The sequence below is a fragment of the Streptomyces altiplanensis genome (assembly GCF_053591575.1).
On record NZ_JBSFUB010000017.1, the window covers coordinates 93979 to 107502 of the forward strand.

8 protein-coding genes are annotated in these 13524 nt (G+C 71.4%); 6 read left to right on the forward strand and 2 right to left on the reverse strand.

Annotated features, from left to right (window positions below; genetic code table 11):
* Nucleotides 1-11: 11 nt before the first annotated feature.
* The gene (locus ACWD0Y_RS11415; RefSeq protein ID WP_450260147.1) at nt 12-3113 is read left to right on the forward strand and encodes a helix-turn-helix transcriptional regulator; all 3102 of its coding nucleotides are present in this window, start codon (nt 12-14) and stop codon (nt 3111-3113) included.
* 52 nt (nt 3114-3165) lie between these two features.
* Here the strand turns inward: ACWD0Y_RS11415 and ACWD0Y_RS11420 are convergent, their stop codons facing one another.
* Nucleotides 3166-4362, reverse strand: a complete 1197-nt coding sequence (locus ACWD0Y_RS11420; protein ID WP_450260138.1) for a PQQ-dependent sugar dehydrogenase — start codon at nt 4360-4362, stop codon at nt 3166-3168.
* A 99-nt stretch (nt 4363-4461) separates the two neighbouring features.
* Entirely contained in the window at nt 4462-5454 is a 993-nt protein-coding gene (locus tag ACWD0Y_RS11425) for an aldo/keto reductase (protein ID WP_450260139.1), read from the reverse strand.
* Between the two features lie 75 nt (nt 5455-5529).
* On the opposite strand from ACWD0Y_RS11425, the gene ACWD0Y_RS11430 reads away from it, so the two are divergent.
* The 5 genes from ACWD0Y_RS11430 (at nt 5530) to ilvC (ending at nt 13405) form a co-directional block, all read left to right on the forward strand.
* Entirely contained in the window at nt 5530-6468 is a 939-nt protein-coding gene (locus ACWD0Y_RS11430) for a 2-hydroxyacid dehydrogenase (protein ID WP_450260140.1), read from the forward strand.
* Nucleotides 6469-6794: 326 nt separating this feature from the next.
* Nucleotides 6795-9683, forward strand: a complete 2889-nt coding sequence (locus tag ACWD0Y_RS11435; RefSeq protein WP_450260141.1) for a putative bifunctional diguanylate cyclase/phosphodiesterase — start codon at nt 6795-6797, stop codon at nt 9681-9683.
* Between the two features lie 205 nt (nt 9684-9888).
* Nucleotides 9889-11748, forward strand: coding sequence for an acetolactate synthase large subunit (locus ACWD0Y_RS11440; RefSeq protein ID WP_450260142.1), 1860 nt, complete (start codon nt 9889-9891; stop codon nt 11746-11748).
* A gap of 26 nt (nt 11749-11774) precedes the next feature.
* A complete protein-coding gene (gene ilvN / locus ACWD0Y_RS11445; RefSeq protein WP_069933100.1) occupies nt 11775-12302 on the forward strand; it encodes an acetolactate synthase small subunit in 528 nt (175 codons plus the stop codon).
* Between the two features lie 101 nt (nt 12303-12403).
* Nucleotides 12404-13405 (forward strand): ketol-acid reductoisomerase, encoded by a 1002-nt coding sequence (ilvC, locus tag ACWD0Y_RS11450; protein WP_450260143.1) that lies wholly within the window; start codon nt 12404-12406, stop codon nt 13403-13405.
* Nucleotides 13406-13524 lie beyond the last annotated feature (119 nt).

Consider the following 13524-nt stretch of genomic DNA (forward strand, 5'->3'; position numbering starts at 1 on the left):
ACCCCTGTGCGATGCTCAGCGGTGTGGAAACCAGGTCCGTCAGCCCGGTGTTCGTCGGCCGCGCCGGCGAACTGGCCCAGCTCACCGATGCGCTCGCCCGCGCCACCGCGGGCGAGCCGCAGGCGCTGCTCGTGGGCGGTGAGGCCGGGGTGGGCAAAACCCGCCTCGTCGAGGAGTTCTTCGCGGCGGCCTGCCGGCAGGACGTCGTCGTCGCGGTGGGCGGCTGCGTCGAGATCGGCGCCGACGGGCTGCCGTTCGCGCCGTTCTCCACCGCGCTGCGCACCCTGCGGCGCAGGCTCCCCGACGAGGTCGCCGCCGCGGCCGCGGGCCAGGAGGACGAACTGGCCCGGCTGCTGCCCGAACTCGGCGAGACCGCCCGCGACCAGCACAGCGAAGACGGCATGGCGCGCCTCTTCGAGCTGACCGTCCGCCTCCTGGAGCGCATCACCGCGGACCGTACGGTCGTCCTCGCCCTGGAGGACCTGCACTGGGCCGACACCTCCACCCGCCACCTCCTCGCCTACCTCTTCCGTACGCTGCGGCGCGGGCGCCTCGTCGTCATCGGCACCTACCGCGCGGACGACATCCACCGCCGCCACCCGCTGCGCCCCCTCCTCGCCGAACTCGACCGGCTGCGCACCGTCCGGCGCATCGAGCTGGCCCGCTTCAACCGCTCGGAAGTGCACCGACAGTTGACCGGCATCCTCGCCACCGAACCGGAAGCGGCTCTGGTCGAAGAGGTCTTCACCCGCTCCGACGGCAACGCGTTCTTCGTCGAGGAACTGGCCTGCTGCATCGGGACCGGCTGCACCGCGGGCCTGAGCGACTCGCTGCGCGACATCCTGCTCGTACGGGTCGAAGCGCTGCCCGACGACGCCCAGAAGGTCGCCAGGATCGTCGCCGAGGGCGGCTCCACCGTCGAGTACCGGCTGCTGCTCGCCGTCGCCCGGCTCCCCGAGGACGAGCTGATCGAGGCGCTGCGGGCCGCCGTGGGCGCCAATCTGCTCCTCGCGACGCCGGACGGCGACGGCTACCGCTTCCGGCACTCCCTGGTCCGCGAGGCGCTCAGCGACGACCTGCTGCCCGGCGAGCGCTCCCGCCTCAACCGGCGGTACGCCGAAGCGCTGGAGGCGGACCCCACGCTCGTGCCGGCCGACGAGTACGCCACGCGTCTCGCCAGCTACTGGTACGCCGCGCACGACGCGGCCAAGGCGCTTCCCGCCGTGCTGAAGGCATCCGTCGAGGCGCGCCACCGCCACGCCTACGCCGAACAGCTGCGCCTCCTGGAGCGCGCCATGGAGCTGTGGGACGACGCCCCCGCCGACGTCCGCGCGGTGCTGCGCCCCCTCGACTACGCCGGGGTCTACCCGCCCTGCGGCTGCGCCCCCGCGACCACGCCCCTGCGCTACCTCGACCTCATGGCGGAGGCCACCGTCGCCGGCCGGTTCGGCGGTGAGCGCGAACGGGCGCTCAAGATCGCGAAGAAGGCGCTGCGGATCCTGGAGGGCGAGGACGACCCCCTGCGCGAAGCCTGGTTCTGGGTCCAGCGCGCCAGGATGGTGTCGAACCTCGCGCGGGGCGACGGCTGGTCCGAGCTGGCCACCGCGCGGGACCTCGTGCGCGGGCTGCCGCCGTCCGCCGTCCACGCGGAGGTGCTGGCCCAGGTGGCGGGCTGGGGCATGCTGCACGAGCCAGGCCCGGAGACTCTGGTCGCCGCCGAACAGGCCGTGGAGTACGCGCGCATGGTCGGCGCCCGGGACATCGAACTCACCGCGCGGACCACGCTGGGCGGCCTGATGGTCGACTCGGGTGACGTCGAAGGCGGCCTCGCCGTGCTGTACGCCGTCAAGGAGCAGGCGGCCGGGCAGGGCCTGGCCAGCGTGGCGGGCCGCGTCTATGTCAACCTCCCCTCCCACCTGGAGTCCGTGGGGCGCTCCCGGGAGGCGGTCGCCGTTGCGGAGGAAGGTCTCGCCTTCTCCCGGAAGTACGGCCTCGCGGACAACGAAGCCTGGGTCCGCGGAAACCTCGCCGAGTCGCTCGCCTCCCTCGGGCGCTGGAGCGAGGCGGTCGAGCACGCCGTGGGCATCGAGCGCGCCTCCGTGCCCAGCACCAAGCCCCGCGGCGTCGCCGCCTGGATACGGGCCGACGTGGCGCGGGCCCGCGGCGAACTGACCGAGGCCGACGAGCAGTCGGCGGCCGCCCGCGCGTACTTCGGCAGCCACGACCCGATGCCCCAGCACGACCTCCCGCTGCACAAGGTCGAGCTGACCATCGCCGCCGCCCGCGGCCGCATCCTGGAGGTCCGCGCGGCACTGGCGCAGACCGTCTCGGCGGGTTTCCCGCTCGGCACGCACCGCTACGCCTGGTTCCTGCTGGCCGAAGCCGCCGCCGCCGAGACGGACGCGCGCGGCCTCCCGGCGGCGGACGCGGGCCGGACCGAGGCCCTGGAGCTGATCCGCTCCGGAACGAAGCTGCTGGCCACGCCGGCGCCGCTCTGGCACGCGTACGAACGCTGGGTCCGCGCCGAGGTGCGCCGGGCCGAGGGCCGCGCCACCCCGGACGACTGGGCCGGTGTCGTCACCGCGTTCGAGCCCCTGGAGCGCCCGTACGACCTGGCCCGCGTCCGCCTGCGCTGGGCGGAGTCCCTGCTCGCGGCCTCCGTCACGGGCGGCGGCGACGCCCGGAGCGGTGCGGTGAGCCTCCGCGAGCCGGACGCCGGCGAACGTGTGCGGGCCACCGAGCTGCTCCGGCTGGTCCGGGCCGCGGCGGAGCACCTGGGCGCCCGTCCGCTCGGCGAGAGCGTCGCGCTGCTCGCCCAGCGCGCCCGCCTCTCGCTGACCCGGGCCCCCGAAGTCCCGGAGCTGACCGCGAGCCCGGCCGAGTCGCTGGGCCTGACCCCCCGTGAACAGGACGTACTGCGCCTGGTCGCGGCCGGCCGCAGCAACCGGCAGATCGCCGAAGAGCTCTACATCTCACCCAAGACGGCGAGCGTCCACGTCTCCCACATCCTGGCCAAACTGGGCGTCTCCGGCCGGGGCGAGGCCGCCGCGGTGGCTCACCGCCTGCGGCTCTTCACCGACGTGCCGGAACGGGCCGAGGCAGCAGCCGGGTGACGGGTGCCGGGTGTGCTCGCGGCGGCCGGGCCGGCCGGTTCCGTACCAGGGGCTACTTCACCTCCAGGTTCAGGATCCGGTCGTCGCCCGGCCCCGGTGTGCCCCGGGTGTCCGTCTCGTTCGTGACGAGCCACAGCTTGTCGCCGCCGGCCGCCACCACCGTGCGCAGCCGGCCGTACTTCTCCTCCAGGAACGGCTGAGGGCCGGCCACCGGCTCCGTACCGTCCAGCGGAATCCGCCACAGCCGCTCGCCGCGCAGGCCCGCCATCCAGACCGAGCCCGCGGCGTACGCGATACCGCTCGGCGATGCCTCGGACGTCTTCCACTGCGCGACCGGGTCGACGAATCCCTCCTTGCCGCCCTTGCCCTCGACCTCCGGCCAGCCGTAGTTCCGGCCCGGCCGGATCTGATTGAGCTCGTCCCAGGTGTTCTGGCCGAACTCGGCGGCCCACAGCCGCTTCTCGCTGTCCCAGGCCAGGCCCTGCACATTGCGGTGCCCGTAGGAGTAGACGACCGAGTCCGCGTCCGGATTGCCGTGCACCGGATCACCGTCCGGGGTCATCCGCAGGATCTTGCCGCCCAGCGACTCCTTGTCCTGCGCCAGTCCCGTGTCACCCGTCTCCCCCGTCCCGGCGTAGAGCATCTTGTCCGGGCCGAAGGCGATCCGTCCGCCGTTGTGGACCATGCCCTTCGGGATGCCTCTGAGGATGGTGTCCGGGGCGCCCAGCTGCTGCCCGGCGGGCTTCTCCTCGTCGTACGCCAGGCGGGCGATGCGGTTGTCGGACGCGGTGGTGAAGTACGCGTAGACCATGTGGTCCGAGGCGAAGGACGGTGAGACGGCCAGGCCCATGAGCCCGCCCTCCCCGTCCGGCGCGACCCCCGCCACCGAGCCGGCCTCCGTCTTCCTGCCGCTCTCGCCGTCGATCCGCGTGATGGTCCCCTCGTCGCGCGAGGAGACCAGCAGGTCGCCGTCCGGCAGCGGGGCCAGCCCCCAGGGCGACTTGAGGTCCTCGGTGAGGGTGCTCACCACCTTGACCGACCCCTTGGCGGGCGGCGGCTCGGCGCGGGACCCGGGACCGGCCGCGTCGCCCGACGGCGACGGGGACCCACCGCCCGGGGCCTCGGAAGCCGGTGCGGAACTCTTCCGGCCGCCCGGCGCGTTCTCGTCCGGGCCGGAACACCCCGCCGCGAGCAGGAGAACGGCTGCAGCCACTACAGCTGTCACAGCAGGACGTTGCACGGTACGCATCCCTTCGACGGCCGGCAGTCGTCACCGGCGGCGGCTCTCACTCTTCATACACCGCCGCCGTCCCGCAGGTTCCGTTCCCGGCCGGACCGGCCGGCCGGGTCAGTCCCACGAACCCCGCGCCGACGGCAGGGCCGCTATCTCCGCGAGATCCTCCGCCGTGAGCCGCAGCGCCGCCGCCCTCGCGTTCTGTACCGCCCACCGCTCCCGCTTGGTCCCCGGCACCGGCACCACATGACGCCCGCACGCCAGCACCCACGCCAGCGCCACCTGCGCCGGAGTCGCGCCGTGCCGCCCGGCGACCCGCCGCAGACCCGCCACCACCGGCTGGTTCGCCGCCATCATCTCGGCGGTGAACCGCGGATGCCTGGCCCGTACGTCGTCCGGCTCGAAACCCTGCCCCGGCTTGAGCGTCCCCGTCAGGAAGCCGTTGCCCAGCGGCATGGCGGCCAGGAAACCGACGCCCCGCGCCTCGCACCACGGCAGCAGCGCCGCCAGCGCCTCCGGCGACCACACCGAGAGTTCGGCCTCCACCGCGCTCACCGGGAAGACCTGCTGCACGCGCTCCAGCTGACGAATCGTTTCGTCGTACATCCGTGCCCCGGAACGCCGCGACGCCCGCGCCCCCACCGCGCATATCCCGAGCGCCCGCACCTTCCCCGCCCCGACCAGGTCCGCCATCGCACCCCAGGTCTCCTCGACCGGCACCTCCGGATCCGGCCGGTGCAGCTGGTAGAGGTCGATCACATCGGTCTGCAGCCGCCGCAGAGAGGCGTCGCAGGCCCGCCGTACGTACCCCGGGCGCCCGTTGGCGACGATGTGCTGGTCACCGACGAGCAGCCCGCACTTGGTCGAGACGAAGGCATCGGCGCGCCGCTCCCTGAGCACCCGCCCCAGCAGCAGCTCGTTGGTGAACGGCCCGTACATGTCGGCAGTGTCGAGCAGGCTCGTCCCCTGGTCGAGCGCCGCGTGCACGGTACGGAGCGACCGGTCCCCGCGCTGCTGCGAACCGGTGTACGCCCAGCTCATCGGCATGCATCCGAGTCCGATCGCGCCCACTTCGAGCGCTGCCGCACCGATTGTCCTGCGCTCCAACTCCCCGTACCCCTCCCTCTGCCGCTCCCCAAACTAACCTCTGTGCCTCCCGGTCCTTCGCATAGCCTCCTGACCATGACTTCAGACGTATGGCTCCCCGTCCCCGCCGCCGGGATCGAAGGGCTCCCCGCGGGCTTCGACTACCGCTTCTGGGACGGTGGCCAGGACTTTCCCGCCGACCCCGCCGACTGCGCCTTCTACGTGGTCCCCTACATGAAGGGCCCCGAGATCGCGGTGCGCCCGCTCGCCGCGATGACGTCCCTGCGCGCCGTCCAGACGCTCTCCGCGGGCATAGACCACGTCCAGCCCGGCCTCGCCGACCTGCACGCGGGCGTGCACCTGTGCAACGCCCGCGGTGTCCACGAGGCCAGCACCGCCGAGCTCACCCTCGCCCTGGTCCTCGCCTCGCTGCGCGGCATCCCCGGTTTCGTGCACGGCCAGGACAAGGAGGAGTGGCGGGCAGGCTTCTACCCCGCGCTCGCCGACAAGTCCGTACTCATCGTCGGTTACGGCTCCATCGGCGCCGCCATCGAGGACCGGCTCACGCCTTTCGAGTGTGCGCGGGTGGCGCGCGTCGCGCGCTCCGCCCGTACAACGGAGCGCGGCCCCGTGCACCCACTGGCCGACCTCCCCGGACTGCTGCCCGGGGCGGACGTCGTGATTCTCTCCACCCCGCTCACCGAGGAGACCCAGGGGCTGGTGAACGCCGGCTTCCTGTCCCGCATGAAGGACGGAGCGCTGCTCGTGAACGTCGCCCGGGGCCCCGTCGTCGACACCAAGGCCCTCCTCGCCGAGCTCGAATCGGGCCGGCTGCGCGCCGCCCTCGACGTCACCGACCCCGAGCCCCTTCCCGCAGGTCATCCCCTCTGGCACGCGCCCGGCGTCCTCATCAGCCCCCATGTCGGCGGCAGCACCTCGGCGTTCATGCCCCGCGCCAAGCGCCTGATGGCCGACCAGCTGACCCGGTTCGCCGCCGGTGAACCGCTGCGCAACATCGTCCTCACCACTCACTGACACCGGCTCACGAACACGTTCCGAAGTCACCCGGATGCACCGCGTGCCGCCCACTCCGCTGATCGTCACGGAGCGTAGAGAACCTATGTCCCTGAGTGACGAGACTGGTGTATCGTCCGGACCAAGGGGCTGCGCCGCGCGATGTCACGGCGCTGGGGAGCGACCGGACTGTGAGGGGGGCGACGGGCGATGCACGGCGAATGGACCACCGATCCGACGCGGCAGGGCCACCGACGACAACCCTCGTACGATCCGGCGGACAGGCACGGCCCGCAGGTGCTTCCCGCACTTGCGGTACCCGGGACGCGGCGCCTCAGGGTGGCCCGGTGAGTGCCCCCGGAGCGCTCCTCGCCCGGTACCAGGGGCCCGGCAGCGGAGCGGGCCTGCTCTGCCGGCTCGCGCTCGCCCTCGTCTGCGGGGCCTATGCCATCGGCGCGGCCCTCGGCTGGGGGTCCGCCCGGGTCGCGCTCATCATGGGCGACTTCGGCCTCGCCGCCGCCGCCCTGGTCGCGGCGGTCTCCTGTTTCCTCTACGCACGCGCGCGAGAGAGCCGCTTCCGGCCCGCCTGGCTGCTGTTCGCGGTCTCCTCCGCGATGGCGGCGTGCGGGAACGCCGTCTGGGGCTGGTACGAAGTGGTGCTGGGCCGCGAGGTCCCCTCGCCCTCGGCCGCCGACTTCTTCTTCCTCTGCTTCGGCCCGCCGGCCATCGTCGGCCTGCTCGTCCTGGCCAAACGCCCCGTCACCCGGGCCGGCTGGGTGTGCCTCGCGCTCGACTCCTGGCTCATCGGCGGCTCGCTGCTCACGCTCTCCTGGAGCCTGGCCCTCGCGCACACCGCGCATTTCCAGGCCGAGAGCGTGGCCCACGCCGCTCTCTCCCTCGCCTACCCGCTGCTCGACATCGTGCTGGTCAGCATGGTGCTCGCGCTGCACTTCCGGCGCTCCAGCGCCAACCGCGCGGCGGTCAACACCGCGATAGCCGCCCTGGCCATGACCGTGCTGTGCGACGCGCTGTTCACCTCGCCCCTGCTGCGGGAGAACTACCGCTCGGGCCAGCTCCTCGACGCCGGCTGGTTCGCCGGCTCGCTGCTCCTCGCCTACGCGCCCTGGGGCGCGCGCCGCGCGGCGCGGCGGGGCCAGGGCGCTCCGTACCACCGGGGCACGCGCCATCCGGGCAGCCGTCCCATCAGCGGCTCACTGTCCGCCCTCACGCCGTACCTCGCCGCCGCCGTCTGCACCCTGGGAATTCTCTACAACGTCGTCGACGGCCGCCGCGTGGACCGTGTGGTGATCTTCACCGGCTGTACGGTCGTGCTCGCCCTGGTCGTGCGTCAGGGCATCATGCTCGTCGACAACATCTCCCTCACCCAGGAACTGGCGCAGAAGGAGAACCACTTCCGCTCGCTGGTGCAGGGGTCGAGCGATGTGATCATGATCGCCGCGCCCACCGGGGTACTGCGTTACGTCAGCCCGGCCGCCTCCGGCGTCTACGGACGCGAGGCCGAGGAGCTCATCGGATCCGAGCTCGCCTCGCTCATCCACCCGGAGGACCTGGGCGGAGTCGTCCACGAGGTACGCCGTTTCCTGGCCGCGTCCCCCGCCCAGGAGCCGACCACCCGCATCGAATGCCGCTTCAGGTCGGGCACGGGGGAGTGGCTCAATGTCGAGTCCACCGTCAACCGGCACCAGGGCGGCCTGATCTTCAACAGCCGGGACGTGACCGAAAGAGTCCGCCTCCAGGCCCAGCTCCAGCACAACGCCGAACACGACCCGCTCACCGACCTGCCCAACCGCGCCCTGTTCACCGCACGCGTCCGTCAGGCCCTCGGCGGACGCCGCCCCTGCGATCCCGGCACCGCCGTGCTCTACATCGACCTCGACGGCTTCAAGGGAGTGAACGACCGCCTCGGCCACCAGGCCGGCGACGAGCTGCTGATCCAGGCGGCCCGCCGTCTCCAGGAATCCGTGCGGTCGGGGGACACCGCGGCCCGGCTCGGCGGAGACGAGTTCGCCGCCCTCATCCTCGGCGAGGGGACCAGGGACCAGGCCACCCGCGAGTGCCAGGTCCACGAGATCGCCGAGCGGCTGCGCCTCACGCTCTCGCAGCCGTACCGGATCGACGGCAACGAGGTGCGTGTCGCCGCGTCCATCGGTATCGCCTTCGCCGAGGCCGGCGTCACCCACACCGACCTCATGCGCAACGCCGATCTCGCCATGTACCGGGCGAAGGCCGGCGGCAAGGACCGGGTCGAGCTGTACGCGCCGCAGATGCAGGCCGAGGTGATCCGCAGGACCGAGCAGGCCACCCGGCTGCGCACCGCGCTCCACGACGGCGAGTTCGCGCTGCTCCACCAGCCGGTGGTGAGCCTCACCACCGGCCGGGTGGTCTCCGTCGCCGCCCAGGCCCGCTGGCGCTCCACACAGGGCATCCTCTTCACGCCCGCCGAGTTCCTCAGAGTGGCCGACACCGGCGACGCCCAGGAGAGCGTCCGCACCGCCGAGCTCGGCCGGTGGCTCCTCGAAGAGGCGGTCGAGCAGGCGGCGGAGCGCAACCGGGCGGGCCACGAGGTGCCCGTGACGGTCCGGCTCTCGGCCCGCAGGCTGGTGGACAAGTCCCTGCCGCTCGGTTCCATCGAGGCCCTCCTCACCCGGCACGGCCTGCCCTCGGGCTCGCTGATCATCGAACTGGCCGACAGCGACCCCCGGATCTCCTTCGAGGAGCTGGAGCGGCGCCTGGTGGCGCTGCGCAGGCTCGGGGTGCGGATCGCGCTGGACGGGTTCGGCAGCGGGTACGCCGCCATCAACGCGCTGCGCCGGCTCCCCGTCGACGTACTGAAACTGGACCGCGGTCTGGTCGAGGGGGTCGTCGAGTCGGCGCGGCTGCACAAGATCACCAGTGGGCTGCTGCGGATCGCCTGTGACCTGGGGATGCAGTCCGTGGCGGACGGCGTGGACGTGCCGGAGCAGGTCCTCGCCCTGCGCGCCATGGGATGCACGCACGCGCAGGGGATGGCCTTCTCGGGGCCGCTCGACGAGTACCGGCTGCGGCGGGCGCTCGTGCGCGGGCAGTTCCCCGTACCGGGCAAGGAGGCGCTGCCCGTCCTGGCGGGTGGACCGGGCGGATCGCTTCCCGTACGTCATGCGGGCGGGAACGGAAGCGAAACGATCACACGTCCTCCAATGCGCTCAAATAGTGAGACGCCCGTCCCACCTACTTGACAGGCACCGGGCGCCGGAGGGAGGGTCAGTGCCATGCGCACCCGAATTCTCGTACTTGGAAAGCGCGTCGGCTGAAGCAGAGCACGCACATGCAGCTCTGCAGACCGCACCGGCGCGCTCCCCTCGCTTGCCTCACGGCACGGGGGGTTTTTTGTTGCACTGGCACTCCCCAAACCCTCGCAAAACCCTCAGCTTCGAGAAGAGAATGCCGATGACCGAGCAGGCCTCCGGGGCCCACCATCCGCAGCCGCGGCCCCGCAACGGCGGAAACCACGCCACCGCTGTCGAGTACGTGACGGGCGCCCAGTCGCTCATCCGCTCTCTCGAGGAAGTGGGCGCCGACACGGTATTCGGCATTCCCGGCGGCGCCATCCTGCCGGCGTACGACCCGCTGATGGACTCCACGAAGGTCCGTCACGTCCTGGTCCGCCACGAGCAGGGTGCGGGCCACGCGGCGACCGGTTACGCGCAGGCCACCGGCAAGGTCGGCGTCTGCATGGCCACTTCGGGGCCCGGCGCCACGAACCTGGTCACGCCGATCGCCGACGCCCACATGGACTCCGTCCCCATGGTCGCGATCACCGGCCAGGTCGCCTCCAAGGCGATCGGCACGGACGCCTTCCAGGAGGCGGACATCGTCGGCATCACGATGCCGATCACCAAGCACAACTTCCTGGTCACCAAGGCCGAGGACATCCCGCGCACCATCGCCGAGGCCTTCCACATCGCCTCGACGGGCCGCCCGGGCCCGGTCCTGGTCGACATCGCCAAGGACGCCCTCCAGGCGAAGACCACGTTCAGCTGGCCGCCCAGCCAGGACCTGCCCGGCTACCGCCCGGTGACCAAGCCGCACGCCAAGCAGATCCGCGAGGCCGCCAAGCTGATCGTCCAGGCCAAGCGGCCCGTGCTGTACGTCGGCGGCGGCGTCATGAAGGCGAACGCCACCGCGGAGCTGAAGGTCCTCGCCGAGCTCACCGGCGCCCCCGTCACCACCACCCTGATGGCGCTGGGCTCCTTCCCCGACAGCCACCCGCTGCACGTGGGAATGCCGGGCATGCACGGAGCGGTCACCGCCGTCACCGCGCTGCAGCGGGCCGACCTGATCGTCGCCCTCGGAGCCCGTTTCGACGACCGCGTCACCGGCAAGCTGGACAGCTTCGCCCCGTACGCCAAGATCGTCCACGCCGACATCGACCCGGCCGAGATCGGCAAGAACCGGGCCGCGGACGTGCCGATCGTCGGTGACGCCCGCGAGGTCATCGCCGACCTCGTCCAGGCCGTCCAGGCCGAGCACACCGAGGGCAACACCGGCGACTACGAAGCCTGGTGGCACGACCTCAACCGCTGGCGGGGCACCTACCCGCTCGGCTACGACCTGCCGGAGAACGGCCAGCTCTCCCCGCAGCAGGTCATCCAGCGCATCGGCCAGCTCGCCCCCGAGGGCACCATCTACGCCGCGGGCGTCGGCCAGCACCAGATGTGGGCCTCGCACTTCATCCAGTACGAGCAGCCCGCCACCTGGCTCAACTCCGGCGGCGCGGGCACGATGGGGTACGCCGTCCCGGCCGCCATGGGCGCCAAGGCCGGCATGCCGGAGCGTACGGTCTGGGCCATCGACGGCGACGGCTGCTTCCAGATGACCAACCAGGAACTCACCACCTGCGCGCTCAACAACATCCCGATCAAGGTCGCGATCATCAACAACGGCGCGCTCGGGATGGTCCGCCAGTGGCAGACCCTCTTCTACAACCAGCGCTACTCCAACACCGTGCTGCACAGTGGTCCGGGCGCCGACGGCAAGCAGCCCAGCTCGGGCACCCGCGTCCCGGACTTCGTGAAGCTGTCCGAGGCCATGGGCTGCCACGCGATCCGCTGTGAGGACCCGGCCGATCTCGACAGGGTCATCGCCGAGGCCAATGCCGTCAACGACCGTCCGGTCGTGGTCGACTTCATCGTGCACGAGGACGCCATGGTGTGGCCGATGGTGGCCGCGGGCACCTCCAACGACGAGGTCATGGCCGCCCGCGGGGTCCGCCCCGACTTCGGCGACAACGAAGACGACTGAGCAGACGAGAGAGAGACCCAACGCCCATGTCCAAGCACACCCTCTCCGTCCTGGTCGAGAACAAGCCGGGCGTCCTCGCCCGGATCACGGCCCTGTTCTCCCGCCGCGGATTCAACATCGACTCCCTCGCGGTCGGCACCACCGAGCACCCCGAGATCTCGCGCATCACGATCGTGGTCAACGTGATCGAGGCCCTGCCGCTCGAACAGGTGACGAAGCAGCTCAACAAGCTCGTCAACGTACTGAAGATCGTCGAACTGGAGCCGGGCGCCGCGATCCAGCGTGAGCTCGTCCTCGTGAAGGTGCGGGCCGACAACGAGACCCGCTCGCAGATCGTCGAGATCGTCCAGCTGTTCCGCGCCAAGACCGTCGACGTCTCCCCGGAGGCCGTGACGATCGAGGCGACGGGCGGCGCCGACAAGCTCGAAGCGATGCTCAAGATGCTGGAGCAGTTCGGCATCAAGGAACTGGTCCAGTCCGGGACGATCGCCATAGGGCGCGGCTCCCGGTCGATCACGGACCGCAGCCTGCGGGCCCTCGACCGCTCGGCCTGACCGGAATCCGGTCCCGCTGTTCGCATGGCGAGACCCAAAATCTTTCATTCCGCACCCCGCCGTACGGTGGGACGCACCACCAGCACACAAGGAGAATCCCAGTGGCCGAGCTGTTCTACGACGACGATGCCGACCTGTCCATCATCCAGGGCCGCAAGGTCGCGGTGATCGGTTACGGCAGCCAGGGCCACGCCCACGCGCTGTCGCTCCGTGACTCGGGTGTCGACGTCCGCGTCGGTCTGCACGAGGGCTCCAAGTCCAAGGCGAAGGCCGAGGAGCAGGGCCTGCGCGTGGTCACGCCGACCGAGGCCGCCGCCGAGGCCGACGTCATCATGATCCTCATCCCGGACCCGATCCAGGCCCAGGTCTACGAGGAGTCCGTCAAGGACAACCTCAAGGACGGCGACGCGCTGTTCTTCGCCCACGGCTTCAACGTCCGCTTCGGCTTCATCAAGGCCCCGGCCGGCGTCGACGTCGCCCTCGTCGCCCCCAAGGGCCCGGGTCACCTGGTCCGCCGTCAGTACGAGGAAGGCCGCGGCGTTCCGGCGATCGCCGCCGTCGAGCAGGACGCCACCGGCAACGCCTTCGCGCTGGCGCTCTCGTACGCCAAGGCCATCGGCGGCACCCGCGCGGGTGTCATCAAGACGACCTTCACCGAGGAGACCGAGACCGACCTGTTCGGTGAGCAGGCCGTGCTCTGCGGCGGTGCGTCGGCGCTCGTGAAGGCGGGCTTCGAGACCCTGGTCGAGGCCGGTTACCAGCCGGAGATCGCGTACTTCGAGTGCCTGCACGAGCTGAAGCTCATCGTGGACCTCATGTACGAGGGCGGCCTGGAGAAGATGCGCTGGTCGGTCTCCGAGACCGCCGAGTGGGGCGACTACGTCACCGGCCCCCGCATCATCACCGACCAGACCAAGGCCGAGATGAAGAAGGTCCTCACCGAGATCCAGGACGGCACGTTCGCCAAGAACTGGATGGACGAGTACCACGGCGGTCTGAAGAAGTACAACGAGTACAAGACGCAGGACTCCGAGCACCTGCTGGAGACCACCGGCAAGGAGCTCCGCAAGCTCATGAGCTGGGTCGACAACGACGAGGCGTAAGTCTCGGACACGGGGGCCGCGGGGGGTTGCCGCGGGCCCTGGGGGCCAACAAGGAAGAACGGGCAGCCCCGGACGGGGGTTGAGAAAGGAAAAGAGGGGGGGTTGGGGAGAGTGTGTTG